This window comes from Streptomyces sp. NPDC000151 (assembly GCF_040301705.1).
Classification (GTDB): domain Bacteria; phylum Actinomycetota; class Actinomycetes; order Streptomycetales; family Streptomycetaceae; genus Streptomyces.
The window spans coordinates 1-26,276 of sequence record NZ_JBEPFC010000105.1 but is presented as its reverse complement, the minus strand read 5'-3'; the positions used below and the strand labels follow the sequence as shown (position 1 = coordinate 26,276).

Genomic DNA, 26,276 nt, shown 5'->3' with positions numbered 1-26,276 from the left:
GCGGCGAGGCCGCCGGCTCGGCGCTGCGGCTGGCCTGGTGCCTGGTCCCGCTGGCCGCCACGGCCCAGTTCGCCGTCGCGGTGGCCCGTACGGACCCGGCCGCCCGGCTGCGCGGCGGCATGTCCGCGGCCGGCCTCGGCCCGGTCCGGCTCACCCTGATCGCCGCCGCCTCCACCGTGCTCGCCTGCGCCCTGGGCAGCGTGCTCGGCCTGCTGGTCTTCCTGCGGCTGCGCGGCGGCCTGGGCGGTACGCCGATGGGTCCGGCGGCGCTGCTGGGCCGCGGCCCGCTCCCGTACGCGGCGGTGGGCGTGCTGCTCGCGGCCGTCCCCGTGGTGGCCGCCGTCGCGACCGCCGCGGCGCTGCGGCCGGGGCGGAACGCGCCGGCCGAGCCGTGCGCCGACGCCCCGCCCCGTACGGCCACCGCCACGCCCGCCGGGCTCCCCTGGGGCATCGCGCTCGGCGCCGCCGGGCTCGCCCTGGAGGTCTATGCGGCGGGTCACACCGGCCCCGGCGCCCGGCTGCTGCCGCTGCCGGGACGGCTGGTCACCGGCGAGGCGGGCGTGCTGGTCGGCTGGCTGCTGTCGGCGGCCGGGCTGGTGCTGGCGGCGCCCGGCCTGGTCCACGCGAGCGGGCGGGTGCTGGGCGCGGGCCGGGCAGGCGCGGCACGACTGCTGGCCGGGCGGGTCCTCCAGGAGGAGTCCCGCCGGGTGGGCCGCCCGCTGGGCATCCTGATGGCGGCCGCGTCGGGCGCCTACACCGCGTTCACCCTGTACGGCCACGGCGCCCCCGGCTCCCTCGGCCCGCTCTCCGCGCTCGGCGGCGGGCTGGTACTGGCCTGTACCGCGCTCAGCGTCCTGACCGCGGTCACCGAATCCCGCACGGCCCGCGCCGCGACGACGGAAGCCCTCCGCCGCCTCGGCACCCCGTCCGGCCTCCTCCACCGCGCCGCCGCCCTGCGCACGTGCGTACTGGTCGTGGTCCTGACAGCGGTCACGGGCGGCGTGGCACATCTGGCGGCGGGACCGCTGGTGGGCTGAGGGGCCGGCTCTTCGGGGCACGCCGCTTGATTGGTGCGCCCCGTACGGATCAGTCCTCCGCCCGCAGGACCACCACGTCCTCCGCGACGAACGCCGCGCCGACCCTCTCGCCCACCTCCGGCGCGTCCGCGAGCGCGCAGGCCGCGTCCAGTTCCGGGCCGGCCGCCGGGCGCAGCCGGAGGGAGACGTGCGTACCGCGGAAGGTGCGGGCCGCGACCGTGCAGGGCAGGCCCTCGCGGGCGGGCACCAGGCGGACGCCGGCCGGGCGGACGAGCAGGCGGCACTCGCCCTCCGCCGTACCGTCCGGGACCGGCACCTTGCCCCACGGCGTGTCCGCGGCCTCGCCGGTGACGGTGGCCGGCACGACGTTGTCGAAGCCGAGGAAGCGGGCGACGAACTCGTCGGCGGGCCGCTGCCAGACCTCCAGCGGCGTACCGGTCTGCGCGATCCGCCCGTCGCGCATGACGACGACCCGGTCGGCGAGCGCGAACGCCTCGCCCTGGTCGTGCGTCACCGCCAGCACGGTCGTCCCCAACTCTCCGAAGAGCCGCCGCAGTTCGACGACCAGGCGCTCGCGCAGCCCGCGGTCGAGCTGGCCGAGCGGCTCGTCCAGCATCAGCAGCCGGGGGCTGGGCGCCAGCGCCCTGGCCAGCGCGACGCGCTGCTGCTCGCCGCCGGAGAGCGAGCCGACGGCCCGGCGCTGGGCGCCCGGCAGGCCCACCAGGTCGAGCAGTTCGGCGACCTTGCGCTCCTGCTCGGCGCGTGCGGCGCCGCGCATCCGCAGCCCGAAGGCGACGTTTCCGGCCACATCGCGCTGCGGGAAGAGCTGGTGGTCCTGGAACATGAGGCCGACGCCCCGCCGGTGGGTGGGCACGGTACGCAGGTCCCGGCCGTCCAGTACAACCTCACCCGCGTCGGCCTGCTGCAGCCCGGCGATCACCCGCAGCAGCGTGGACTTGCCGCTGCCGCTGGGCCCCAGGACGCAGACGGTCTCGTGCTCGGCGACGTCCAGCTCCACCGTGTCCAGCGCGGCGTGCGCCCCGAAGCGCACGGTGAGGCCGTTCAGCCGCAGGAGCGGGCCGTCGGTCCGGTCGTCCGTCCGGTCATCGGTCCGGTCATCGGTCCGGTCATCGGTCCGGTCGTCGGTCACCTAGAACTCTCCCGTCCGGTCGGTGCGTACCCGCTCCAGCGCCAGCAGCGCCCCCGCGCACACCACCATCAGAATCGTCGACAGGGCCATCGCCTGCCCGTAGTTGAGCTCGCCCGCGCGGCCCAGCAGCCGCGCCACGGCCACCGGCAGCGTGGGCTGGTCCGGGCGCGCGATGAACACCGTCGCGCCGAACTCGCCGAGCGAGACGGCGAACGCGAAGCCGGCCGCGATCAGCAGCGCCCGCCGCACCAGCGGCAGATCGACCTCGCGCCACACCTGCCAGGGCGTGGCCCCCAGTACCGCCGCGGCCTCGCGCAGCCGCCCGTCCACCGCGCGCAGCACCGGCAGCATGGTCCGTACGACGAACGGCACGCCCACCAGGGCCTGCGCGAGCGGTACGAGCCACCATGAGGCGCGCAGGTCCAGCGGCGGCTCGTCGAGGCTGATCAGGAAGCCGAAGCCGACGGTCACGGCGGAGACGCCGAGCGGCAGCATGAGCAGCGCGTCGAAGCCGCGGACGAGCCGTCCGCCGCGCCGGGTCAGCGCGGCCGCCGCCAGCCCGCCGACCACCACGGCGATGGCGGTGGCGGCGACCGCGTACGCCAGGGAGTTCCACAGGGCGGTCAGCGGCGGCACGGTGAACGTCGAGTCGGCGCCGGCCGCGGCCTGCAGCGCGCGGTAGAAGACCAGGCCGTAGCCGTCGGGCCCGGCGAAGGACCGCTCGACCAGTACGGCCAGCGGCAGCACCAGCAGTACGGCGATGACCACAAGCGTGCCCCACAGCAGCGCCCACTGCCCGGCCCCGCGCGGCCGGCGTGCCGTACGGGTCGCGTCGACCAGCTTCAGCGCGCTCTCGCGCCGCCGGACCGTCCAGGCGTGCAGCGCGAGCAGTCCGAGTACGGCGGCGAACTGCACGAGGGTGAGCACCGCCGCGGTCGGCAGGTCCAGGAAGTCGGCGGTCTGCCGGTAGATCTCCACTTCGAGGGTGGCGAAGCGCGGGCCCCCGAGGATCTGCACGATCCCGAAGGAGGTGAAGGTGAAGAGGAAGACCATCAGCGCGGCGGCGGCCACGGCGGGCGCCAGCGCGGGCAGCGTCACCCGCCGCCAGGCCGCGAACCGCCCGGCGCCGAGCACCCGCGCGGCCTCCTCCTGGCGCGGGTCCAGCGCGCTCCACAGCCCGCCCACGGTGCGTACGACCACCGCGTAGTTGAAGAAGACGTGCGCGAGCAGGATGGCCCACACCGAGGTGTCCAGCCGTACGCCCCACAGGTCGTCGAGCAGGCCGCCGCGGCCCACGAGGGCGAGGAAGGCGGAGCCGACCACGACGGTGGGCAGCACGAACGGCACGGTGACGACCGCCCGCAGCAGCCCCTTTCCGGGGAATGCGAAGCGCGCGAAGACATATGCGCCGGGGAGCGCGATCAGCAGCGTGAGCGCCGTGGAAGCCGCCGCCTGCCACCCGGTGAACCACAGGACGTGCAGCAGGTCCGGATCGGTGAGGACCTCCCCCACCCGCCCGAACTGCCAGCTCCCGCTCTCCCGCAGCCCCCGGCCGACGATCATGGCGACCGGGTAGGCGAAGAAGAGCACGAAGAAGACGAACGGCACGGCCATCAGCGCGAGCCGGGTGGCCGTGGCACGCCCCGGCCGCCGGAACCGCCCTCCGCCCCGGCCCGCCCCAGGGCCTTCGGTCTCTACTTCAGGACGAGCGAGGACCACTGCTTGATCCACTGTTCGCGGTTCTTGCTGATGTCGGCGGGCGCCACCGTCTTCGGATCGGCGATCCGCTGCCCGTACTTCGTGAACAGCTCGGGCACCTTCGCGCCCTCGACCACCGGGTTCACGAACATCTGCAGCGGCATGTCCTCCTGGAACTTCTTGCTGATCAGGAAGTCCAGCAGCGCCTTGCCGCCCTTCTCGTTCGCCGCGCCCTTCAGCAGTCCGGCGAACTCGGTCTGCCGGAAGCAGGTCCCGGTGGCGACGCCGGTCGGCGCCTCCTTCGGCGCCGGCTTCTTGTCCATGACCTCGGCGGGCGGGCTGGAGGCGTAGGAGACGACCAGCGGCTTGTCGCCCTTGCTGCCGGCCGCGCCGGAGAACCGCTCGTAGTACGCCTGCTCCCAGCCGTCGACGACCTCGACGCCGTTGGCCTTGAGCTTCTTCCAGTAGCCCTGCCAGCCGCCCTTTCCGTACTGGGCGATGGTGCCCAGCTGGAAGGCCAGCCCCGGCGACGAGGTCGCGGAGTTCTCGGTGACCAGCAGCCCCTTGTACCGCGGCTTCACAAGATCACCGAACGTCTTCGGCGGCGCGATCTTCTTCCGCTCGAAGTAAGCCTTGTCGTAGTTCACACAGATGTCGCCGTAGTCGACGGGCGTGACGCGGTGCTGCGCCTTGTCCAGCTGCAGCTGCTCCGGCACCTCACCCAGCCCCTTCGCCTCGTACGGCGTGAAGAGCCCCTCGTCCAGCCCGCGCGACAGCAGCGTGTTGTCGATCCCGAAGAAGACGTCCCCCTGCGGGTTGTCCTTCGTCAGCACCGCCTGGTTGACGGCCTTGCCCGCGTCCCCGCCCTTGACGAGCTGGACCTTGTACCCGCTCTGCTGCTCGAACTCCTTCAGAACGGACTTCGAGGCCGCGAAGGAGTCGTGGGTGACGAGCTTGACGGTCTTGGAGTCGCCCGCCTCGTCGCCGCCGGAGGCGCCGCAGCCGGCCAGCGCCGCGCCGCCTACCGCCAGGACAACGGTGACCGCGGTGGCTCTACCGAAAGATCTCACTTGTTCATTCCTCCTGGCTGGCCAGGAAGAGACGCGGCCCCGCCCGCGGCGTCCGGCGGGACCGGTGCCGCGGGCGGGGCGCAACAGCATGAGGAGACCGAACTTCCTACCCGGAATGACCCGGGCGAGGTTCAAGGGTCTGCGGCAGCGGCTTCGGCCTCACTGTCCGCACTCTCAGCGCTGTGGCGCTCCCCTGTCGGATGGTGCGTTATATGTGATGTAAACGTTCGACGCTACGGTACCAGCGCCCGCTCACGCGTCCGAGGCCGCGACCGGCCCGCACACGGACCGGCCCTGCTCGTCTTCGGGGATCGGTCCGCTCAGCGCTCCGAGGCGGCGAGCTGCCCGCACGCGCCGTCGATCTCCTGCCCACGGGTGTCCCGTACGGTCACGGGCACGCCGTGCGCCGCGATCGCCTCGACGAACGCCTTCTCGTCCTCGGGCCGCGAGGCGGTCCACTTCGACCCGGGCGTGGGGTTCAGCGGAATCAGGTTCACATGCACCCGCTTCCCCTTGAGCAGCCGCCCGAGCAGGTCCCCGCGCCACGCCTGATCATTGATGTCCCTGATCAGCGCGTACTCGATCGAGATGCGGCGCCCGGACTTCTCCGCGTACGTCCACGCCGCGTCCAGTACTTCCCGCACCTTCCACCGCGTGTTGACCGGCACGAGCGTGTCCCGCAGCTCGTCGTCCGGGGCGTGCAGCGAGACGGCGAGGCGGCACTTGAAGCCCTCGTCGGCGAAGCGCAGCATCGCCGGCACCAGTCCCACCGTGGACACGGTGATCCCCCGCTGCGACAGCCCCAGCCCGTCCGGCTCGGGGTCGGTCAGCCGCCGGATGGCCCCCGTCACCCGGTTGTAGTTGGCGAGCGGCTCGCCCATCCCCATGAACACGATGTTCGACAGCCGCGCCGCGCCACCAGGGATCTCCCCGTCCCTGAGCGCCCGCATCCCATCGACAATCTGATGAACGATCTCGGCAGTCGAGAGGTTCCGGTCCAGCCCCGCCTGCCCCGTCGCGCAGAACGGGCAGTTCATCCCGCACCCGGCCTGCGAGGAGATGCACATCGTCACCCGGTCCGGGTACCGCATCAGCACCGACTCGACCAGCGTCCCGTCGAACAGCTTCCACAGCGTCTTGCGCGTCTGGTCGTCGTCGCACGAGATGTGCCGCACCACGCTCATCAGCTCCGGCAGCATCTCGGCCGCCAGCTTCTCCCGCGCCGCGGCCGGGATGTCCGTCCACTGCTCCGGGTCGTGCGCGTACCGCGCGAAGTAGTGCTGCGAAAGCTGCTTGGCGCGGAACGGCTTCTCCCCGATCGCCGCGACGGCCTCCTTGCGCTCAGCAGGCGTGAGATCGGCAAGATGCCGCGGCGGCTTCTTGGCCCCCCGCGGCGCGACAAAAGTAAGTTCTCCAGGTGCAGGCATGGTCCGTCCAGTGTGGCAGATCATCCACCCCACCCCACCTGCCCACGAGGTGGAGCCGGTCACCCCGGGGGCCCCTGCTCGGCCGGCCGGCCACGCGCGCCGTCCCATGCGCAAGGGCCCGTCGTCCTGGAGGACGGCGGGCCCTTGGGGTGCGCGTGCGGCAGTGGGGGGTGTCGGGGCTGGTCAGCCCGTGCCGACGAAGATGACCAGGAGGAGCCAGACGATCGGGGCGGTCGGCAGGAGGGAGTCCAGGCGGTCCATGATGCCGCCGTGGCCGGGCAGGAGCGTGCCCATGTCCTTGATGCCGAGATCGCGCTTGATCATGGACTCGCCGAGGTCGCCGAGGGTGGCGCTGGCGGCGACCGCGAGGCCCAGGAGCAGGCCCTGCCACCACGCGCCGTTCTCGATGAGGAACTCCATGCACAGCGCGCCCGCCGCCATGGCGAAGGCGACCGCGCCGACGAGGCCCTCGCGGGTCTTGCCGGGGCTGATGCGGGGGGCGAGCTTGTGCTTGCCGAAGCGCCAGCCGACGGCGTACGCGCCGGTGTCGCTGACGACCGTGAGCAGCAGGAAGGTGAGGACCCGCTGCGGTCCGTCCGCGTCGGCGGCGAGCATCAGGGCGACGAACGTCGCCAGGAACGGCACGTAGAACGCCGCGAAGACGCCGGCCGTGACGTCCCTGAGGTACTGCTCCGGCGCCTCGGTCATCCGCCAGACCAGGACGGCGAGCGCGGTGAGCGCCATCGCCACCCAGGCGCCCTCGGCCCCGCGTACGTACCCGGCGACGACCATGGCCGTACCGCCGACCGCGAGCGGTACGAGCGGTACGCGGATGTCCTTGCGCTCCGCGAGGCGGGAGGTCAGCTCCCACAGCCCGACGACCACCGCCACCGCGATGACGCCCACGAAGACGGGCTTGTAGACGAACAGCGAGAGCACGATGACCGCGCCCAGGCCGATGCCCACCCCTATGGCGGCCCGCAGATTGCGGCCCGCGCTCTTCTTCGCCGGCTTGTCCGAAGAGGGGCTGTCGTCCGGTGCCGGCGGGGATGTGGGCATGGGTTCCTGGGGGTGGTCATCGCGGAAGAGGGGGCCACTCAGCCGAGCGGCCCCCCGATCGTCCCGGTGGTCGTCCTGGTCTCCGCCTGCGTCGGGCACGGTGGGCATGGGCCGAGTCTGCGCTGCCGCGGCCCAGTCGTGCACGGGACCCGCCGACGGGGCCGGGGGCCCCTCCCGGCCGTGGCCGGGGGTCGGTCCCGCGCCGGCTGCCCATGGGCCGGCGCCGGGTGGGGTCCCGCCTGCCGAAGGCGAGGGCCGGGCCCCCCAGGATGACTCGTTCATCACACCTCGAGCAGCTCGGATTCCTTGTGCTTGAGCAGCTCGTCCACCTGCGCGACGTACTTCGCGGTGGTGTCGTCGAGCTCCTTCTCGGCGCGGCGCACCTCGTCCTCGCCGGACTCCTTGTCCTTGACGAGCTTGTCGAGGGTCTCCTTGGCCTTGCGGCGGATGCTGCGGATCGAGATCTTCGCGTCCTCGGCCTTGTTCTTGGCGACCTTGATGAACTCCTTGCGGCGCTCTTCAGTGAGCTCGGGGAAGTTCACGCGAATGATGTTGCCGTCGTTGCTCGGGTTGACGCCGAGGTCGGAGTCGCGGATGGCCTGCTCGATGTTGCGCAGCGCGCTCTTGTCGAACGGGGTCACCACGGCCATCCGCGGCTCGGGCACCGAGAACGACGCCAGCTGGTTGATCGGCGTCAAGGCACCGTAGTAGTCCGCCACGATCTTGTTGAACATCGCCGGGTGCGCACGCCCGGTGCGGATCGCGGCGAAGTCCTCCTTGGCGACCACGACGGCCTTCTCCATCTTCTCCTCGGCCTCGAGGAGGGTCTCTTCGATCACCACTTGCTCCTGGTCTTAATCGTAAGAAGCAGAGCCTCGCCCCTGCGCGCGTCTTCTCCTGCACGGTGTCCGACCGGCAGGCGGTTGTCCATCCCCGTGCCGTGGTCTTCCCACGGCCGGGAGTTGCCGCGCGTACGGGTATGCCGTCCGTACGGCGCGTACGGACGTGTTCTCCGTACGGCCGTACGAACACGTGCTGCCCGTACGGATCCGCGGCGGTGCGGGCCGTCAGGCCCTGGTGCCCTGATCGCTGACGAGCGTGCCGATCTTCTCACCCTTCACGGCGCGCGCGATATTGCCCTCGGCGAGCAGCTCGAAGACGAGGATCGGAAGCTTGTTGTCGCGGCACAGCGTGATGGCGGTGGCATCGGCGACCTTCAGGTCGCGGGTGATGACCTCGCCGTATTCGAGCGCGTCGAACTTCACCGCGTCGGGGTTCTTCTTGGGGTCGGAGTCGTAGACGCCGTCGACCCCGTTCTTGCCCATGAGCATGGCCTGGGCGTCGATCTCCAGGGCGCGCTGCGCTGCGGTGGTGTCGGTGGAGAAGTACGGCATGCCCATGCCCGCACCGAAGATGACGACGCGGTCCTTCTCCAGGTGGCGGATGGCGCGCAGCGGGATGTACGGCTCGGCGACCTGGCCCATGGTGATGGCGGTCTGCACGCGGCAGTCGATGCCCTCCTTCTCCAGGAAGTCCTGGAGGGCCAGGCAGTTCATGACCGTGCCGAGCATGCCCATGTAGTCGCTGCGGGACCGGTCCATGCCCCGCTGCTGCAGCTCTGCGCCGCGGAAGAAGTTGCCGCCGCCGATCACGATGGCGATCTCGTACCCGTCACGGACCACGGCCGCGATCTCACGGGCGATGGCGTGCACGACGTCCGGGTCGACACCGAGTCCCCCGCCGCCGGCGAACGCCTCCCCCGACAGCTTCAGAAGGAAGCGCCCCTTCCCCTTTTTGTGGGACTCGTGGGCTTTGTCCGCGCCGTCGGCACCGTGATTCATTGCGCTCTCCTCGTGCACATACGAAGAAGGCCATTGCCGGGGGTCTGGTCAGATCCCTGTACGGCAATGGCCTCCTCGTCACATCTGCGGTCGGCCGATGAGCGGCCGACTGCGTACGACCCTAGCGGGGCCGCGGGTCATTCGCTGCCCTGCGACAGGCCCTCGGCCCCGAAGGCCGTGGCCCGGCGGCAAGGCTTCGGCTCAGCTCAGATGCCGACCTTGATGCGCGCGAAGCGCTTCAGGGTGACACCGGCCTCCTGGAGGACCTTCTCGACGGACTTCTTGTTGTCGAGCGCGTACGGCTGACCGAGCAGCGTCGCGTCCTTGAAGAAGCCGTTGAGGCGACCCTCGACGATCTTCGGCAGGGCAGCCTCGGGCTTGCCCTCCGCGCGGGTGGTCTCCTCGGCGACGCGGCGCTCGGCCTCGACGACCTCGGCCGGGACGTCCTCGCGGGACAGGTACTTCGGCGCGAAGGCGGCGATGTGCTGCGCGATGCCCTTGGCGACCTCGGCGTTCTCCTTGTCGAGCTCGACGAGGACGCCGATCTGCGGGGGCAGGTCGGGCATGGTGCGGTGCATGTACGACAGCACGAAGCCGTCGGTGAACTGCGCGAAGCGGTCCAGGACGATCTTCTCGCCGAGGTTGGCGTTGGCCTCGTCCACGAACGCCTGGACGGTCTTGCCGGCCTCGATCTCGGAGGCGAGCAGGGCCTGGATGTCGGCCGGCTTGGTGGCGGCGACGTGCTCGGCGATCTGCTGGGCGACGGCCTGGAACTTGTCACCCTTGGCGACGAAGTCGGTCTCGCACTTCAGCTCGACGATGACACCGGAGGTGTTGTCGTCGGCGATCAGGGAGACGACGGCGCCGTTCTCGGCGGAGCGGCCCTCGCGCTTGGCGACGCCCTTCTGGCCCTTGATGCGCAGCGCCTCGACGGCCTTGTCCACGCTGCCGTCGGCCTCGTCCAGCGCCTTCTTGCAGTCCATCATGCCGGCGCCGGTGAGCTCACGGAGCTTCTTGACGTCAGCGGCGGTGTAGTTCGCCATGATCTGTGAATCTCTTCTCGAAAGTCGAAAGATCTACGGGTGGACGGCGGGGCGGTGCTTGTGGCACCGGCCCCGCCGTCATCATCCGATGCTGAGGTGTCAGGCCTGCTCGGCCGGCTTCTCGGCCTCGGCCTCGGCGGCGGGCGCCTCGGCGGTGGGGGCCTCGGCAGCGGCGGGGGCCTCGGCGGCGGGCTCCTCGGCGGCGTCCTTGGCCTTCTCGCCCTCGAGCAGGTCACGCTCCCACTCGGCGAGCGGCTCGCCGGCGGCCTTCTCGCCCTTGGCCTCGGCACCACCGGAGCGGGCGATGAGGCCCTCGGCGACGGCGTCGGCGATCACGCGGGTGAGCAGGGTGACGGAGCGGATCGCGTCGTCGTTGCCCGGGATCTTGTAGTCGACCTCGTCGGGGTCGCAGTTGGTGTCGAGGATGGCGACGACCGGGATGTTGAGCTTCCGGGCCTCGCCGACCGCGATGTGCTCCTTCTTGGTGTCCACGATCCAGACGGCGCTGGGCACCTTCTGCATCTCGCGGATACCGCCGAGGGTCTTCTCCAGCTTGGCCTTCTCGCGCGAGAGCACGAGAAGCTCCTTCTTGGTGAGACCGGAGGCCGCGACGTCCTCGAAGTCGATCTGCTCGAGCTCCTTGAGGCGCTGCAGACGCTTGTAGACGGTCGAGAAGTTGGTCAGCATGCCGCCGAGCCAGCGCTGGTTCACGTAGGGCATGCCCACGCGAGTCGCCTGCTCCGCGATGGCCTCCTGGGCCTGCTTCTTGGTGCCGACGAACATGACGGAGCCGCCGTGCGCGACGGTCTCCTTGACGAACTCGTAGGCGCGGTCGATGTACGACAGCGACTGGAGCAGGTCGATGATGTAGATGCCGTTGCGCTCGGTGAAGATGAAGCGCTTCATCTTCGGGTTCCAGCGACGGGTCTGGTGCCCGAAGTGGACGCCGCTCTCCAGCAGCTCCCGCATCGTGACGACGGCCATGGCCGTTCTCCTCATGTTTCTCGGTTCCACCGCGGCCGGGCGGCCGCTGTGCCTGACGCCCCTGCGCGCCTGCCTGAACCGACTCCGGTGGTGTACCGGGAACCTTCCAGGACCGAGGGACGCGGCCACCGTGGTGCAGCGCGCTCCGCTGCGCCTCTGACGAAGCACGGGGAGTCACGCGCCGGTGGCGGGGCGTGCGAAGTCGACCCGGTCACCCGGATCGCCACAAGAAGTGTACGGGACCGCCGAACCGCCTAGCGACATGCTGCGGGCGGGGGAGGTTTGGCGGTGGGGAGGGAGGGGCGGAGACCGGAGGCCGAGGGGGAACGGAGAGTAAGCCGAAGGGGGCGAGGCGAAGGGAAGGCCGCTCACTCACACGCGTGACGGCGTTGTCCACAACCGCGAAGTAGTCCACAGCTTCCGACCAAGATCCCCCCGGATCTGCCCCGGTCCGCGACCGTCATGCCATGCGCCACTCACACCGCCTCCGGCTTCCCCGGGTCTCTCACTGTCCGCCACTCTCGCTCGGCCAATCTCCAAAGCCTCATCCGTCTCGCTTGGCTCGGCTGCTTCGCCTGCGGCTAACGGGGCTCTTGCTCCCTCCCGCCGTCATGCGGGTGCTCGCCTACTTGTCGTCCCGGCGTCCCGGTCGACTCCTCCCCCGCGTCATCCCCCGCGTGACGGCTCGCGCCGTCCTGAGCATTGCCGCTTGCGCGCTCGGCTGCATGATCGGCTGCGTGCTCCTGCTCGGCCCTGCGCTCTTCACTCCGCGCTCCCTCGGGCCGGACCACAACACCCCGACCACAACCGGCACCGCCCCCGCGCCACATCTCGCGCCCATCGCACATGCCCGTCCCTTCTCCGGCGACATGCCACCGCCGGAGGACCGTCCGGGCAGGGATTCCGGCCCCGGACCGAGTACCCCGGAGGGCACTTCCGAGAGCCCGCCACGACCCGCGGCATCCGGGGCATCCGGGGCATCCGGGGCTCGGGCGCGCTCAGGGACTTCCGGGACTCGGGCGTGGCCGGTGACCGGGTCGGCCGGCGCGCGTCCAGCCATCGCACGCCCCTGGTTGCCTCCACCCACCCCCTGGGCGGCCGGCCACCGCGGCGTGGACCTCACCTCGCGTGCCGGAGCGACCGTACGAGCCGCCGCCCCCGGCCGCGTCTCTTTCGCGGGCAAGGTCGCCGACCGAGGCGTCCTATCCATCGAGCTGTTCGGCTCCGGCCGACCACCGCTGCGCATCACGTACGAGCCCGTACGTCCCACGGTCCGCAAGGGCGATCGCGTCAAAGCGGGCCAGCCGGTCGCCGTCCTCCAGTCCGGCCCGTACCACTGCGACACCCCGTGTCTCCACTGGGGCTTACGCCGCGGCCGCACCTACTTGGACCCCCTGTCCCTCCTCCCACCGTCTCTGCTCGCCCCGCCCTCACCTCGCCTGCTCCCGGTTTTCCACATCCCCGAACCCACCCCGCCCCCAGCCCACAGAACGGAGACACCACCCCTCTCCCCCACAGCCGCCGACGCCCCCATCCTGGCGGCAACCACAGCCCTCGCAGCAATAGCCGCCTGGTCCCACGCCCGTATCCGGAGCCAACGCTCGCAGCAAGCTCCCATCGCCCCGCCCCGGGCCAGCCGCCATCACGGCGACACCGCCCTGCTCGACCAACGGCGCAACGAGAGAGCACTCCCCCGTTGACCGGCCGGCCGGAGCGACTAGCGACCGGCCGGAGCGGCGAGCAAACGGCTGGTCGGGATGACCGGCGTACTGAAGTACCGGGACGGCCCCCGGCTAGGTGAGTGGGGAGGAGGCAGGTGTGTCTGCCTTGGGGTGGTGGTGGTGGAGGGTGGGCGGGGGGGAGGGGGGAGGGGGAGGGGATCAGCCGCGGACGCCGTGGAGGGTCATGGCGACCGCCGCCTCCGTGATCTCCGTAGGATCCTCCGCCGCGCCCAGTTCGATGCGGCGGACCGCGGCGTCGACGACGCCCTGGAGGAGCATCGCGGCGAGCCTCGGCTGCTTGTGGCCCAGGGCGCCCAAGGCCTCGACGATCATGGCGATCAGGCCGCCGTGTGCGGCGCGGATCTTCTCGCGAGCGCCGGCGTCCAGCTCACCCGCCGAGATCGCGACGACCGCGCGGTGCCGGCGGTCGCCGACGAGGGCGAGCTGCTGCCGCACGTACGCCTCGATCTTCTCCTCGGGCGCCTCGACGCGCTCCATCGCGGCCTCGACCTCCGCCGCCCATACCGGGAAGTCGACCGCGCAGAGCTCTTCGACGACGGCGGCGCGGGAGCGGAAGTACTCGTACACGGAGGACCGCGCGAGGCCGGTGCGCTCGGCGAGGGCGGGGAAGGACAGCGCCTCCGTACCGCCTTCGGACAGCAGAGTACGAGCAGCGTCCAACAGGGCGTCGCGCTGCATGGTCCGGTGCTCGGCCACTGAGGCCGCTCGAATCCTGGGCACGCCACCACTGTACGGATGCGGCCCGGGCCACGGCACTCCGCGGCACGGGTAACGCCGTCAGTAGTACTCAGCGGCCCACATCGGCCAGCTTGGCGCGCAGCTGGAGGACGGACTTGGTGTGGATCTGGCTGACCCGGCTCTCGGTGACGCCGAGGACGTTGCCGATCTCGGCGAGGGTGAGTCCTTCGTAGTAGTAGAGCGTGACGACGGTCTTCTCGCGTTCGGGGAGGGTGTTGATGGCGCGGGCGAGCAGGCGCCGCAGTTCGCGGTCCTCGGCGATCTCGACCGGGTTCTCGGCCGCGGTGTCCTCGAGCGTGTCCATCAGGCTCAGCCGGTCGCCGCCCTCACCGCCGGCGTGCAGCAGCTCCTCCAGGGCGACGACGTTGGCCAGGGACAACTGGCTGAAGACGGTGTGCAGTTCTTCGAGCGCGATGCCCATCTCCGCGGCGACCTCCGCCTCGGAAGGGGTGCGGCGCAGCTGGGCTTCGAGCGTGGCGTACGCACGCTCGACCGCTCGCGCTTTCTGGCGGACCGAGCGGGGGATCCAGTCCAGGGCCCGCAGTTCGTCGATCATCGCGCCGCGGATGCGGGTGATCGCGTACGTCTCGAACTTGATGGACCGTTCCGGCTCGAACTTCTCGATGGCGTCGATCAGCCCGAAGACGCCGGAGGATACAAAATCCGCCTGCTCGACGTTGGGCGGCAGGCCGACGCTGACGCGCCCCGCGACGTATTTGACCAGCGGCGAGTAGTGCAGGATCAGCTGCTCCCGCAGGCGTTCGTCACCCGTCGCCTTGTAGGAGCGCCAGAGCTCCTCTAGCGAGGTGGGCGCTGCCGGGCGCACGCTGCCGCGGGCGGCGGGGGGTACCGCCGCGCGGTCAGACCCGGAAGTGTGCTGGGGCATTCGTCGCCTTGAGCCGTTCTGCCGAGACGCTGGTGAAGAGGTGCGTGAGGGTCGTGTGGTCCGTGGAGGGCGGATGCCTTGCGAGCGTAGCGTGACTGTGGTGTCGCGGTGTGCGATCGCAGCGTGTTCGTGCGTGCGCAGATTCGTCCGGTAGTCCGCACCCTCGGATGACGACGGGAGCCTGCGCGGCCGTCCGCACGAAACTCGCAAAGATGCATCCTGCGGTCATTCACCTCACCCTTTCACCCGTTCGCCCCAGGTCAAGGACCGCCTCGCCGGTAACCTCCTGTCGAATGGGCAACGGGAAGCAACTCCCAGCGACTACCGCATCTTTGAACGAATCCGAGCGCCTGTAGTTCGAAGAGCTTCGCTTGGGTCGTTTCCTGGGCCGTACCCGAGTCACGGGCGATCTTCGAGACGTCGGTCGCGCCCCTCAACGGCAGGGCTTCCAGCAGGCGGATGGCGACCGGATCCAGTAGATCGCGGGCCAGGACCGGGCCGCGGGGAACGGGGGCAAGATCACCGATGCTGCCCACCAGTTCGACCACCTCGGCCGCGTCGGCGACCAGTACGGCCTCGCCCCGCAGCAGTTGGTGGACACCGGCCGACAAGCCGCTGGTGACCGGGCCGGGAACACCCATTGTGAACCGTCCCAGCTCGGCGGCGCGGCGGGCAGTGGCCAGTGATCCGCTGCGCAGCGCGGCCTCGACGACGACCGTTCCCCTGGTAAGGGCGGCGATCACACGGTTGCGTTGGATGAACCGGCTCGCGGTCGGATGAGCGCCGGGTGGCAATTCCGCGACGATCAGCCCCTGTTCGGCGATGCGTCCGATCAGCTCGGCGTGTCCGCTGGGGTAGATGTAGTCGACGCCGGAGGCCAGTACCGCCACGGTCGGGCCGCCTGCCGCCAAGGTGCCCCGGTGCGCAGCGCCATCCACGCCGTACGCGGCACCGGACACCACCGACCAGCCGCGTTCGGCGAGTCCCGCGCCCAAGGTCCCCGCCACATGTGCACCGTACTCCGTACAGGCACGGGCGCCCACGAGGGCGACGGAGCGCAGGGCCCACAGGCGCAGGTTCGCCCTGCCGCGCACCCACAGGCCGACCGGGCGGGCATCTCGCAGGTCGTCCAGCTGGTGGGGCCATTCCTCGTCGCCGGGGCAGACGAAACGACCGTTGAGCGCGGTGGCGGCAGCGAGGTCGGCTTCGGGCGACGCTGCCTCGGCGCGTAACCGCAGGCCCGCGATCTTCGCCTCGCCGGCTCCTTCGGGCGGGTCGCCGTCCCCGAGGAGGGAGCGCCAGAGCGCCACCGGGCCCATTCGCCGCAGCCATGCGCCGGCCACTTCATCGCCCGGTTCGAGTACCCGGGTGAGAGCTGCCCGGGCCAGCCGATCGGCTTCCGGCGCGGAGCCGGCTTCCCTTCCTGCGGTGGAGTCACGGATTTGTCGTGTGGGCAGGTCACCGGACGCGGCTTCCAAACCGGACGCGTCTTCGAGAGAGGTCATGGCCGACTCACCGCCAGGGGAATGCCGCGGCGGACACCGGTACGCAGCTCCAGGGCCCAGTCGACGTCCTCGGCCGTCGGACGGTCGCGGCCCGCGAGGTCTGCCGTGGTCCAGGCGACGCGCAGGACGCGATCCAGGCCGCGGGCGGTGAGCAGGCCGTTCTCCAGGTCGCGCTCGGCCTGGACGAGCGCGCCCGGGGCCACGGTCCACCGGGTGCGCAGTTCATGGCCGGGGACTTCGTTGTTCGTCTGCCAGGGAGTGCCGGCGAAGCGGTGGGCGGCGCGTTCCCTGGCGGCGCGGATCCGGTCGGCGGCATCGGCGGTGGATTCGCCGCGGGCCCCCGCGACCAGTTCGCTGCGGGCGACCGGTTCCACGGCGATCCGCAGGTCGATCCGGTCCATGAGCGGCCCGGAGAGCCGGGCGCGGTAGCGGGTGATCGAGGACGGGCGACATTCGCAGCCGCCGGCGATGGTGCCGTGGCGTCCGCACGGGCAGGGATTGGCGGCCAGTACCAGCAGGAAGGACGCCGGGAGCCGCATCATTCCGGCGGCGCGCGCGACCACGACGTGTCCGGACTCCAGAGGCTGGCGCAGGGCGTCGAGCACCTTGGCGTTGCACTCGGCGGCTTCGTCGATGAACAGGACGCCTCGGTGGGCGAGGGACACCGCGCCGGGCCGGGGCAGTCCGCTGCCGCCGCCGACGAGCGAGGCCATCGTGGCGGAGTGGTGCGGTGCGCAGTACGGCGGGCGGCTCACCAGGGGCTGGCCGGGCGGCAGCATGCCCGCCACCGAGTGCACCGCGGTGACCTCCAGCGATTCCTTGGGCGACAGGGGCGGCAGCAGGCCGGGGAGCCGCTCGGCGAGCATGGTCTTGCCCGCGCCCGGTGGCCCCTTCAGGAAGATGTGGTGCCGCCCGGCGGCAGCCACCTCCAGTGCGCGGCGAGCGCCGTGCTGGCCCGCGACCTCCGCCATGTCCGGTGGGCGGGCGTCGGGAGGCAGCCCGGCGCAGGATCCCGAGCCCGGTACGACCAGCCCGGCGAGCAGCGGGTCCGGGCGGCCCGGCTCGTCGCCCTCGTCCTCCTCTTCGGGAACCGGTCCGTCGGTGAGCACGGCGATGAGCTGGCGCAGGCTGCGGACGCCCAGGACGGAGACGCCGGGGACGAGCGATGCCTCGGCGGCGGTCCGCTCGGGGACGACGACCTGGCGGTATCCCGCGTCGGCGGCCGCGAGGACCGCCGGCAGCACGCCGCGCACCGGTCGTACCCTGCCGTCCAGGCCCAGCTCGCCGATCATGACGAGGTCGGTCAGCTCGCGTGGGTCGATGAGCTCGGCAGCGCCGAGGACGGCGCAGGCGACTGCCAGGTCGAAGCCGCTGCCGCCCTTGGGGACGGAGGCCGGGCTGAGGCCTACGGTCAGCTTCTTCTGCGGCCACTCGGAGCCGGAGTTGACCACGGCGGCGCGCACCCGGTCACGCGACTCGATGAGGCTCTTGTCGGGGAGACCGACGAGGGTGAAGGCCGCGACGCCTGGTTCGAGGTCGGCCTGCACCTCGACGACCACGCCTTCGACGCCGACCAGCGCGACCGAGCACGTACGGGCGAATCCCATCAGGTCACCCCCCGTACGTGGGACACGACGGGCGCGCCGCGGGCGGGGAGCTGGACACCGATCACATCGATGCGGACGCCGCCCGGTGGCGGGCCTCCGTGCGCCGCGGTCCAGTGCTCGGCGAGGAGTCCCAGGCGCCGCGCTTTCGTGGGCGTGATGGCCGCCATGGGGTGTTCGTACGGGCCTGCGCGTCTGGTCTTGACCTCGCACACGACGAACGCGTCGGCGTCGGCGGCGACGATGTCGATCTCACCGAAGCGGCAGCGCCAGTTCCGGTCGAGGACGCGCATGCCGTGGGCGGTCAGCCACCGCGCGGCGAGGTCTTCGCCGTACCGCCCGAGTCCGGAGCGGCGGCATCCGCCGCGGGCACGGCCGCCGGGGCTGCCCCGGCCCTGCGGGCGCTTGCGCTGTGTCTTTGCCGAGTCGGCCGCTCGCGTCGAGCGGGGGCGTGATCGGGCTCGTACGGGCTCTGCCGCACCGCTTCCGGCCGCGGTGTTCTCTGCTGTGGCGTTCATCCGGCACCACCTCCGGCACCGACTGTGACGCTTCTGCCGCCGAGTATTGGATCTTGGTGGACAACTCAGCGGCTGTGCATAACGCCGTCACCCGTGAGGGTGAAATGACCGCGCCGCGCGTGGCAGCGAAATGCCCACTCGGCCGATCACGAGGAAACGGTCACTCAGCCGCTCGGCAGCTCGAGGTCGCTCTTGTTGAGCTCCTCGATGTTCACGTCCTTGAAGGTCAGCACGCGGACCTGCTTCACGAACCTGGCCGGGCGGTACATGTCCCACACCCAGGCATCTGCCATGGAGACTTCGAAAAAGACCTCACCCTGGACGGAGTGCACCTGCATCTCGTAGTCGTTGGTGAGGTAGAACCGGCGCTCGGTCTCGATCACGTATTTGAACAGTCCGACGACATCGCGGTACTCCCGGTAGAGCTTCAGCTCCATCTCGGTCTCGTACTTCTCGAGGTCCTCGGCGCTCATGGCAGATCCCCTTCAGCCGTGCGTCCCCCTATTGTGCGTCAGACACTCTCGGTCTCCAGGACCACCGGCGCACTAGGGGGTCCTTCGTCGAGCAGTGTGCGCAACAGCTCGGCAAGTCTGGTCGGATACACCGTCTCATGCGATGCGGAGAGTTCCGTCACCGTCCACCATCTCAGACCCGCCACGCTGCGCCGTTCCAGCTCCGTCAGGCCGCTCAGCCGCGTCGCGGTATTGCGTGTACGCGCCAGGTAGTACCACTCGTCCTGGTCCCAGCGCCGCCCGTCGAACGGGAACGAGCAGTGCCGCTGCCACAGCACCGGCCCGAGCTCCGCGTCCGTGATCCCGGTTTCCTCGGCGAGCTCCCGGAGGGCCGCCTCTTCCCGGCTCTCGGTGCCCTCCAGCCCGCCGCCCGGCGTGAACCACCATGTCCTCGACGGTTCGTCCGGTTCGAAGCCGTGCATCAGCAGGACCCGGTCCTCGGGGTCGAGCAGGATCACCCGGGAGACGCGCCGCAGTGCCGTGCCCGCCGGTATTCCGGCCTGCTCCTGTGTACCGGTATCCGCTTCAGACACGCGTACGCCTCCTCCGGTTCGCGATCGGCCCGTACGCCGCTCCCCCCAGTATCAGCACCGCGCCGGCCACGATCGCCACCACGATGGGCTGCACCGGGCCGGGCCGGGACGTGCCGCCCGGCAGGGCGGAGAAGGCCGTGGGCCGCTGCATCATGCCGAGGCCGGCGATCGGCCACGCCTTGGCGTCCACCCGGGCGTCGACCGCGTCGCGCGGCACGGCACCGTGATCGCCGTCCGTGAGGTGCACCCGCGAGTCCATGGAGTCGCTGCGGTGATCACCGAGCAGGAAGAGCTGCCCCTTGGGGACCCGGGCCTTGAAGCCGACGGGAGACGCCGGGCCATTGCCCTGGAGATACGGTTCTTCGATGGGCTTGCCGTTGACGGTGAGCTTGCCGTCGGTGTTGCAGCAGGCGACCTTGTCGCCGCCCACCCCGACGACCCGCTTCACCATGGGCATGTCGCCCCAGACGGAGTCCTGGAAGACCACGACGTCGCCGCGGCGCACCTCGGAGCCGTCCACATGCTGCGCAAGGACCCGGGCGCCGGCCGCGATGGTGGGCGCCATCGAATCGGTCGGGACCGTGTACGGACGGTAGAGCACCGCGCCCCATATAAAACCGCCCAGGAACAGCACACAGCCGACGGCCACCGCCAGACCGGACAGCACGCTGCCCACGGTCCGGCCGTGGCCGCCGCTCGTACGCCCCTTGCTCCTGCTCATCCCGCGCTCCCACCCCGCGGGCCGCCCCGCGTCGAAGATCCGGGACGGCACCTTACCTGGGGTTACTTTGCACAGTCAGCCTCCGGCCGACGGCCCGATGAGAGCCTTCGGGCGCCGTTTCCCGACGTACGCGGCGTATCGACGACACGTCCGCCGGACGCACACAGATCCCTCACCTACGGGCGGTGCGGTCAGCTGTCGCGGGGCTCCTTGCCGGTCGCTCCCACCGCCACATTGGCGGGCAGCTTGGCGAGCACCCGCCGGCGCCGCCACAGCACGATCGGTACCGCACCGGCCACGCCCAGCGCCGCCGGCGCAGCGGCCATCGCCTGGCTCAGCCCCGGCTGGTCGAAGGTGTCCGGCACCGGGAGCAGCGACCACCGGTTGATCGGCCAGGCGATCGTGAACGCGCGGCCCACGACCTCGTCCTCCGACACCGTGCCGTTGCCCTTCAGATCCTGGTGGTAACGCGAGTCCAGGGAGTCCTGGCGGTGGTCGCCCATCACCCAGATCCGGCCTTCGGGCACCTTGATCGGGCCGAAGGGCTTGTCACCGCACGGGGTGTTCCCGGCGAAGAGGTACGCGTCCTCCTGAAGTGCCTTGCCGTTGACCTTCACCGGTCCCGTGCCCTTGCACTCGACCGTGTCGCCACCGACCGCGATGACCCGCTTGATCAGGTCCTTCTCCTCCGCGGACGGCATCAGGCCGATCCAGCTGAGGACCTTCTGGACCGGATTCGGCGTCGGGGTGGGCACTTCGTTGAGCCAGCCGCCCGGGTCGTGGAACACGACGACCTCGCCGCGCTCCGGCTCCGCGCCGAACCACGGGGTCAGCTTGTCCACCAGCACCCGGTCGCCGCGCTGCAGGGTGTTCTGCATCGAGTCGGACGGGATCGAGAACGCCTGCACCAGGAAGGTCTTGATGACCAGCGCCAGGGCCAGCGCGATGAGGATCAGGAGCGGCAGCTCCTTCCAGAAGGAACGCGGCGGCTTCTTGTCCTTCGTCACGCCGCCGTTCTCCTCTTCCTGTCGCGCGTCCTGCGGCTGCTGTTCCTGATGCGCCGTGTCCGCTACGGGGGACCTATCGCGCCCCTCTGGTTCTTCGGGCTCTTCGGTTCCGGACCGTGCGCCGACCGCCACGTCCCCCACATTCACTCCTTACTCCAAGCCGCCGCCTGCTCGTCAAACGGTGCAGGCCCACCACTCCCATAACGAGCGGGAGTTCCGCAGGGGTCGGGAGGACGGTCAAACCTTCGGGTGACAGAGTATGCGGCGCCGTGGCCGCCGTCGCCGGTGCGCCCGGCGCGTCGCGCACAGAAGCGTACGTATCGGGCTCTTCCAGGCGCTGCCAGTGCTTGAACGGCCAGGCGATCACCACGGCGCGGCCCACGACGCTGCTCTCCGCGACCGTCCCCCGATACGGCTCGTTCAGGTGATACCGGGAGTCGGCGGAGTTGGACCGGTGGTCCCCCATGACGAAGAGCCGCCCGGTCGGCACGTTGACCTCGAACTTCAACTGCGAGGGCGGATTGCCCGGATGGACGTACGGCTCGCTCAACGGCGTCCCGTTGACGGTGACCCGGCCGCTCTTGTCGCAGCACTTGACGGTGTCGCCGCCGACCGCGACGACCCGCTTGATCAGGTCCTGCTCGTCCGCCGACGGCAGCAGCCCGATGAAGGTGAGGGCTTCCTTGATCTGCTTGACCCCCACCGGATCGTCGGCCACGGTGGTGCGCTCGCCCGCGAGCCAGTGGTTCGGGTCCTTGAAGACGACCACGTCCCCCCGGTGCGGCTCGGCGCCGAACCACGGGGTCAGCTTGTCGACGAGCACCCGGTCGCCGATCTGGATCGTCTGCTCCATGGAGCCCGACGGGATCACGAATGCCTGCACGAGGAACGTCTTCAGGACCAGGGCGATCGCCAGCGCCACCCCGATCAGGATCGGTATCTCCTTCAGGTACGAACGCTGTCTGCGCCTCTTGATGCGCTTCGCCTGGCGTCGTCTGTCGGCCCGCCCGCCGGTCGCCGGCAGCGTCGTACGGGTCGCGGTGCCGCCCGCGCCGAGGTCCGCGCCATAGGGGCCGGCACCTGCCCCATGGGGGGCAGCGCTGGGCACACCGGAGTCAGCGCTGGGCACACGGGAGTCGTGCGCGTCGTCCGGTACGGAGCCGTGCGCCTCCGTACCGTGGCCCTCCGGTGGTGCGCCTGTGCGGTGGTGCCCGTGGCGCGGGCGCCCCCTGTTACCCATGGGGCCCTGCCGGAGCCGGTATGCCGTCGAACGCGCGGGGTCGCTCCAAGGAGGTCCAGCGGCCGACCGGCCAGCCGATCCAGTCGGCGCGGCCGATCACCTTGTCCAGCGGAACGGTGCCGCCGCCCGGGTCGCCCAGGTGGTCGCGGGAGTCGCTCGACCTGGCGCGGTGGTCTCCCATGACCCACAGCTTCCCTTCGGGCACGACCACGTCGAAGGGCACGTCCGACGGGCTGTCTCCGGGGTGGAGGTAGGGCTCGTCCACCGGTTCGCCGTTCACCTTGATCCGTCCCCGTTCGTCGCAGCAGGTCACCCGGTCCCCGCCGACGCCGATCACCCGCTTGATGTAGTCCGTCTCCGCGGCCGGCACCAGGCCCACCGCGGCTCCGGCCCCGCGCAGCAGCTTCGTCACCGGGTTGCCCGCCGGCGCTTCCTGTACGAACGATCCCGTGCCGTCGAACACCACGGCGTCCCCCCGGCGCGGTTCGCCGCCGAACCGGTACGCCAGCTTGTTCACCAGCACCCGGTCGCCGACCCGGAGCGTGTTCTCCATCGACGAGCTGGGGATCAGGAAGGGCTGGACGACGAAGGCGCTCAGCAGCCCCACAAAGGCCAGACAGGCCAGTACCAGCAGAACCGGCCCACGCCGCAGCAGCGGGCGCTCAGCGGCCTCCTCGCGGCCTTCCTCGCGGCTCTCGCCGACGCCCGCCGCCGGCCCGTCGCCGGACGCGCGCGCGGCCCGCTCCCGCCGCCGGGAAAAACGCGCGGAGCGCGACCCCTTCTCCGCCCCTTGGTCAGGGGCTGGAGAGGAGTCGCGCTCCGGAAGCGTTGAAGGCTGTGCGTCGGTGTCCATCGAGCCCAGAGCCTATCCGGCCCGGGGTTAAGGACACCGTACGGCTGCTCAGCTCTCGCGCTTCTCCTTGATCTTGGCGGCCTTGCCGCGCAGCTCGCGGAGGTAGTACAGCTTGGCGCGACGGACGTCACCGCGGGTCACGACCTCGATCTTCTCGACGATCGGGGTGTGCACCGGGAAGGTGCGCTCGACGCCGACGGAGAAGCTGACCTTGCGGACCGTGAAGGTCTCGCGCACGCCGGCGCCCTGACGGCGGATGACAACGCCCTTGAACTGCTGCACACGGGAGCGGTTGCCCTCGATGACGCGGACGTGGACGTTGACGGTGTCACCCGGGCGGAAGGCGGGGACGTCGCTGCGGAGCGACCCGGCGTCGACGGAGTCGAGAAGGTGCATGACCTACTGCTTTCTTCGCTGATGCCACAGGTCATCAGCGGAATTCGTGATGATCGTTCGGAGGCCGGACGGGGAGTCCGGGTGCCGGTCCGTCGGGCGGGCGTCGTTCCCCCTGTGGCAGGGGCGCGCGCCGGACGCACAGCAGCGGCCTATTCTTCCACGGCCTCAGTCGTCCGCCCAAATCGCCCGTCCGTTCCCGGGGCCCATCCCAGGATGGAGAGGGTCTCGCGGTCCTTCTTGTCGAAGGCGGCGGGGTCGGCGCGTTCGATCAGGTCCGGGCGGTTCAGGTCCGTACGGCGGAACGCCTCGTCGCGGCGCCAGCGGGCGATCTTGCCGTGGTGGCCGCTGAGCAGCACCTCGGGGATGCCGCGACCACGCCACTCCGGAGGCTTGGTGTAGACCGGCCCCTCCAGGAGGTCGGCCATCGCTCCGGGTGCGAAGGAGTCGTCCTGGTGGGACGCGGCGTTGCCCAGTACTCCGGGGAGGAGACGGGCGATGGCCTCGACCATGACCAGGACGGGCGCCTCGCCGCCGGCCAGCACGTAGTCGCCGATGGAGACCTCACGGACGTCCAGCCGGTCGCCGTACTCCTCGATGACGCGGCGGTCGATGCCTTCGTAGCGGGCCGGGGTGAAGACCAGCCACGGCTTCTCGGAGAGCTCGACGGCGAGCTGCTGGGTGAAGGGCCGGCCGCTGGGCGTCGGAACGACGATCACCGGCTGCTCCTCCCCCTCGCCCGACGCGATGACCGAGTCCAGCGCCTCGCCCCACGGCTCGGGCTTCATGACCATGCCGGGGCCGCCGCCGTACGGGGTGTCGTCCACGGTGTTGTGCTTGTCGTGCGTGAACTCACGCAGGTCGTGGATGCGGACGTCCAGCTGCCCTCGGGCGCGCGCCTTGCCCACCAGGGAGACGTTCAGCGGTTCGAGGTACTCGGGGAAGATCGTGACGACGTCGAGACGCATGGTCAGGCGTCCTCACTGCGCGCTGCCCGACCGCCCTCGTGCGCCTCGCCGCCTTCGGACGCCTTGCCGCTTTCGGGCGCGGGGCCGTCTTCGGGCGTGCTCGCGGAGTCCGCGTCGGCCTCCGCGTCCCGGCGGGAGGCGACCTCCGCCTGGGCGTCGTCCAGCAGCCCCGGCGGCGGGGCGATCACCGCTCGCTGCTCCTCGAGGTCGATCTCCGGCACGATCTCCGCGACGAACGGGATCATGACCTGGCTCCCGTCGGGGCGCTCGACGATCAGCAGGTCGTGGTACGGCAGGTGGGAGACCTCGAGGATGCGGCCGACCTCGACGCCGTCCTCGGTCACCACGTCGAGGTCGATGAGCTGGTGGTCGTAGAACTCCTCGGGGTCCTCGGGAAGTTCCTCGGGGTCGATCTCGGCGATCAGGAGGGTGTTACGGAGCGCTTCGGCGGCCGTACGGTCCTTCACGCCCTCGAAGCGCAACAGCAGGCGACCGCTGTGCACGCGACCGGTCTCGATGGTCAGCGGGCCGGTGGACGCGGGGTCCGTGGTCAGGACCGCGCCCGGCGCGAGCCGCAGCTCCGGCTCGTCCGTGCGCACCTCCACCGTGACCTCGCCCTTGATCCCATGGGCGCGCCCGATCCGCGCGACTACCAGCTGCACAACTGTGCCTTGCCTTTCTTCACGGCTCATCCGCCGCCGCTCTCGCGGAGGTGGTTCTCGCCGGCGTGGTTCCTCAATGGATGGTTGCGGTCGAGGAGGTATCACCGCAAACCGGCACGGGCCGGGGAGGGCCGAAGCCCTCCCCGGCCCGTGCCGGTGTTCCGATGCTCAGCGGACCTGATCCACGTCGACGAGGTCGACACGGATACCGCGGCCGCCGAGGGCACCCACAACAGTACGCAGAGCGCGCGCGGTGCGGCCGTTACGGCCGATCACCTTGCCGAGGTCGTCCGGGTGTACCCGGACCTCCAGGACGCGTCCACGACGCAGGTTGCGCGAGGCGACCTGCACGTCGTCGGGATTGTCGACGATGCCTTTGACGAGGTGCTCAAGAGCCTCCTCGAGCATGCTCAGGCCTCGGTCGACTCGGACTTGGCCGTCTCGGCCTCGGCCTCGTCCGCCTTCTTGTCAGCCTTCTTGGCCTTGGGGGTGATGGCCTCACCCTTCGGCTCGTCACCGGCGTCCTTGGCGGCGGCCTCGAAGAGGGCGCGCTTGTCGGCCTTGGGCTCGGCAACCTTCATCGGGGCCGGGGCGGGCAGACCCTTGAACTTCTGCCAGTCACCGGTGACCTTGAGGATGGCCGCGACGGGCTCGGTCGGCTGCGCGCCGACACCCAGCCAGTACTGGACACGCTCGGAGTCGACCTCGATGCGCGAGGGGTTCTGCACCGGGTGGTACAGGCCGATCTCCTCGATGGCCCGGCCGTCACGGCGGGTACGGGAGTCGGCGACGACGATGCGGTAGTGAGGCGCGCGGATCTTGCCCAGACGCTTCAGCTTGATCTTGACTGCCACTGGAGTGGTGTCTCCTGGTCTTGACGTGGTTGGGCACAACGAGATGCCACGTGGGGTTGCGGTACTCGGAGTGCCCGATGGACGCGCCAGCCGGAGGCGAGAGGGTTCCTGTGCGGCTGTCGAGTACAGCTAGACATTGTGCCATACGAGCAGGGGGCCGCCGACCTCGGGCGCCCGGTCGCTGACCAGGGCGGGCCGGCCCGCGCCCCGCCGCCCGGGGTGTGCGGCCGG

At 70.9% G+C, this 26,276-nt stretch carries 27 protein-coding genes; 2 read left to right on the top strand and 25 right to left on the bottom strand.

Annotated elements, in window-relative coordinates; all coding sequences use genetic code 11:
• Positions 1-1,037, top strand: a 1,037-nt coding sequence (locus ABT381_RS25145; protein WP_351598546.1) for a hypothetical protein, incomplete at its 5' end; no start/stop codon positions are given.
• A gap of 49 nt (positions 1,038-1,086) precedes the next feature.
• On the opposite strand, the gene ABT381_RS25140 is transcribed toward ABT381_RS25145, so the two are convergent.
• From ABT381_RS25140 to rpsB, 9 genes are all read right to left on the bottom strand, one after another.
• Complete coding sequence (locus tag ABT381_RS25140; RefSeq protein ID WP_351598552.1) at positions 1,087-2,109, bottom strand: ABC transporter ATP-binding protein; 1,023 nt, start codon at positions 2,107-2,109, stop codon at positions 1,087-1,089.
• A gap of 78 nt (positions 2,110-2,187) precedes the next feature.
• The gene (locus ABT381_RS25135) at positions 2,188-3,906 is read right to left on the bottom strand and encodes an ABC transporter permease (protein ID WP_467754727.1); all 1,719 of its coding nucleotides are present in this window, start codon (positions 3,904-3,906) and stop codon (positions 2,188-2,190) included.
• Positions 3,882-4,955 (bottom strand): thiamine ABC transporter substrate-binding protein, encoded by a 1,074-nt coding sequence (locus tag ABT381_RS25130; RefSeq protein WP_351598542.1) that lies wholly within the window; start codon positions 4,953-4,955, stop codon positions 3,882-3,884. The genes ABT381_RS25135 and ABT381_RS25130 overlap by 25 nt, the downstream gene beginning before the upstream one ends.
• 320 nt (positions 4,956-5,275) lie before the next feature.
• A complete protein-coding gene (gene rlmN / locus ABT381_RS25125; protein ID WP_351598540.1) occupies positions 5,276-6,382 on the bottom strand; it encodes a dual-specificity RNA methyltransferase RlmN in 1,107 nt (368 codons plus the stop codon).
• A 183-nt stretch (positions 6,383-6,565) separates the two neighbouring features.
• Positions 6,566-7,723, bottom strand: a complete 1,158-nt coding sequence (locus ABT381_RS25120; protein WP_351598538.1) for a phosphatidate cytidylyltransferase — start codon at positions 7,721-7,723, stop codon at positions 6,566-6,568.
• Positions 7,723-8,280, bottom strand: a complete 558-nt coding sequence (frr, locus tag ABT381_RS25115; protein ID WP_030266530.1) for a ribosome recycling factor — start codon at positions 8,278-8,280, stop codon at positions 7,723-7,725. Before frr ends, ABT381_RS25120 begins: the two co-directional genes overlap by 1 nt.
• Before the next feature lie 228 nt (positions 8,281-8,508).
• Positions 8,509-9,282 (bottom strand): UMP kinase, encoded by a 774-nt coding sequence (pyrH, locus tag ABT381_RS25110; protein ID WP_351598535.1) that lies wholly within the window; start codon positions 9,280-9,282, stop codon positions 8,509-8,511.
• 206 nt (positions 9,283-9,488) lie between these two features.
• Positions 9,489-10,325 carry a translation elongation factor Ts gene (tsf, locus tag ABT381_RS25105; RefSeq protein WP_351598533.1) on the bottom strand — a complete coding sequence of 279 codons (837 nt, stop codon included), beginning with the start codon at positions 10,323-10,325 and terminating at the stop codon, positions 9,489-9,491.
• A 99-nt stretch (positions 10,326-10,424) separates the two neighbouring features.
• A complete protein-coding gene (gene rpsB / locus ABT381_RS25100) occupies positions 10,425-11,309 on the bottom strand; it encodes a 30S ribosomal protein S2 (protein WP_351598531.1) in 885 nt (294 codons plus the stop codon).
• 467 nt (positions 11,310-11,776) lie between these two features.
• Here rpsB and ABT381_RS35900 point away from each other — a divergent pair, with 467 nt between their 5' ends.
• Positions 11,777-13,009: a peptidoglycan DD-metalloendopeptidase family protein gene (locus ABT381_RS35900; protein ID WP_467754719.1), complete on the top strand. Its 1,233-nt coding sequence runs from the start codon at positions 11,777-11,779 to the stop codon at positions 13,007-13,009.
• A 180-nt stretch (positions 13,010-13,189) separates the two neighbouring features.
• Here the strand turns inward: ABT381_RS35900 and ABT381_RS25090 are convergent, their stop codons facing one another.
• The 16 genes from ABT381_RS25090 to rpsP form a co-directional block, all read right to left on the bottom strand.
• The gene (locus ABT381_RS25090; protein WP_351598550.1) at positions 13,190-13,729 is read right to left on the bottom strand and encodes a TetR/AcrR family transcriptional regulator; all 540 of its coding nucleotides are present in this window, start codon (positions 13,727-13,729) and stop codon (positions 13,190-13,192) included.
• Positions 13,730-13,838: 109 nt separating this feature from the next.
• A complete protein-coding gene (gene whiG, locus ABT381_RS25085) occupies positions 13,839-14,675 on the bottom strand; it encodes an RNA polymerase sigma factor WhiG (RefSeq protein WP_223732959.1) in 837 nt (278 codons plus the stop codon).
• Positions 14,676-14,935: 260 nt separating this feature from the next.
• Positions 14,936-16,180 carry a DNA-processing protein DprA gene (gene dprA, locus ABT381_RS25080; RefSeq protein WP_351598528.1) on the bottom strand — a complete coding sequence of 415 codons (1,245 nt, stop codon included), beginning with the start codon at positions 16,178-16,180 and terminating at the stop codon, positions 14,936-14,938.
• Positions 16,177-17,787, bottom strand: coding sequence for a YifB family Mg chelatase-like AAA ATPase (locus tag ABT381_RS25075; protein ID WP_351598526.1), 1,611 nt, complete (start codon positions 17,785-17,787; stop codon positions 16,177-16,179). The genes dprA and ABT381_RS25075 overlap by 4 nt, the downstream gene beginning before the upstream one ends.
• The gene (locus tag ABT381_RS25070; protein WP_351598548.1) at positions 17,787-18,092 is read right to left on the bottom strand and encodes a YraN family protein; all 306 of its coding nucleotides are present in this window, start codon (positions 18,090-18,092) and stop codon (positions 17,787-17,789) included. Before ABT381_RS25070 ends, ABT381_RS25075 begins: the two co-directional genes overlap by 1 nt.
• A 374-nt stretch (positions 18,093-18,466) precedes the next feature.
• Positions 18,467-18,775 carry a DUF2469 domain-containing protein gene (locus ABT381_RS25065; RefSeq protein ID WP_003993268.1) on the bottom strand — a complete coding sequence of 103 codons (309 nt, stop codon included), beginning with the start codon at positions 18,773-18,775 and terminating at the stop codon, positions 18,467-18,469.
• Positions 18,776-18,813: 38 nt separating this feature from the next.
• On the bottom strand, positions 18,814-19,347 hold the full coding sequence (locus tag ABT381_RS25060) for an NUDIX hydrolase (protein ID WP_351598524.1): 534 nt from the start codon (positions 19,345-19,347) through the stop codon (positions 18,814-18,816).
• Complete coding sequence (gene lepB / locus ABT381_RS25055; RefSeq protein ID WP_351598522.1) at positions 19,340-20,068, bottom strand: signal peptidase I; 729 nt, start codon at positions 20,066-20,068, stop codon at positions 19,340-19,342. Before lepB (ABT381_RS25055) ends, ABT381_RS25060 begins: the two co-directional genes overlap by 8 nt.
• 191 nt (positions 20,069-20,259) lie before the next feature.
• Complete coding sequence (lepB, locus tag ABT381_RS25050; protein WP_467754718.1) at positions 20,260-21,075, bottom strand: signal peptidase I; 816 nt, start codon at positions 21,073-21,075, stop codon at positions 20,260-20,262.
• A 73-nt stretch (positions 21,076-21,148) separates the two neighbouring features.
• A complete protein-coding gene (gene lepB, locus ABT381_RS25045) occupies positions 21,149-22,315 on the bottom strand; it encodes a signal peptidase I (RefSeq protein WP_467754717.1) in 1,167 nt (388 codons plus the stop codon).
• Positions 22,308-23,168 (bottom strand): signal peptidase I, encoded by an 861-nt coding sequence (gene lepB / locus ABT381_RS25040; RefSeq protein WP_351598516.1) that lies wholly within the window; start codon positions 23,166-23,168, stop codon positions 22,308-22,310. Before lepB (ABT381_RS25040) ends, lepB (ABT381_RS25045) begins: the two co-directional genes overlap by 8 nt.
• A 48-nt stretch (positions 23,169-23,216) precedes the next feature.
• Entirely contained in the window at positions 23,217-23,564 is a 348-nt protein-coding gene (rplS, locus tag ABT381_RS25035) for a 50S ribosomal protein L19 (RefSeq protein ID WP_030267158.1), read from the bottom strand.
• Positions 23,565-23,713: 149 nt separating this feature from the next.
• The gene (gene trmD, locus ABT381_RS25030) at positions 23,714-24,529 is read right to left on the bottom strand and encodes a tRNA (guanosine(37)-N1)-methyltransferase TrmD (RefSeq protein ID WP_351598514.1); all 816 of its coding nucleotides are present in this window, start codon (positions 24,527-24,529) and stop codon (positions 23,714-23,716) included.
• 2 nt (positions 24,530-24,531) lie between these two features.
• The gene (gene rimM, locus ABT381_RS25025; protein WP_351598512.1) at positions 24,532-25,191 is read right to left on the bottom strand and encodes a ribosome maturation factor RimM; all 660 of its coding nucleotides are present in this window, start codon (positions 25,189-25,191) and stop codon (positions 24,532-24,534) included.
• Positions 25,192-25,359: 168 nt separating this feature from the next.
• Entirely contained in the window at positions 25,360-25,599 is a 240-nt protein-coding gene (locus ABT381_RS25020) for an RNA-binding protein (RefSeq protein ID WP_030267150.1), read from the bottom strand.
• 2 nt (positions 25,600-25,601) lie between these two features.
• On the bottom strand, positions 25,602-26,045 hold the full coding sequence (rpsP, locus tag ABT381_RS25015) for a 30S ribosomal protein S16 (RefSeq protein WP_351598509.1): 444 nt from the start codon (positions 26,043-26,045) through the stop codon (positions 25,602-25,604).
• Positions 26,046-26,276 lie beyond the last annotated feature (231 nt).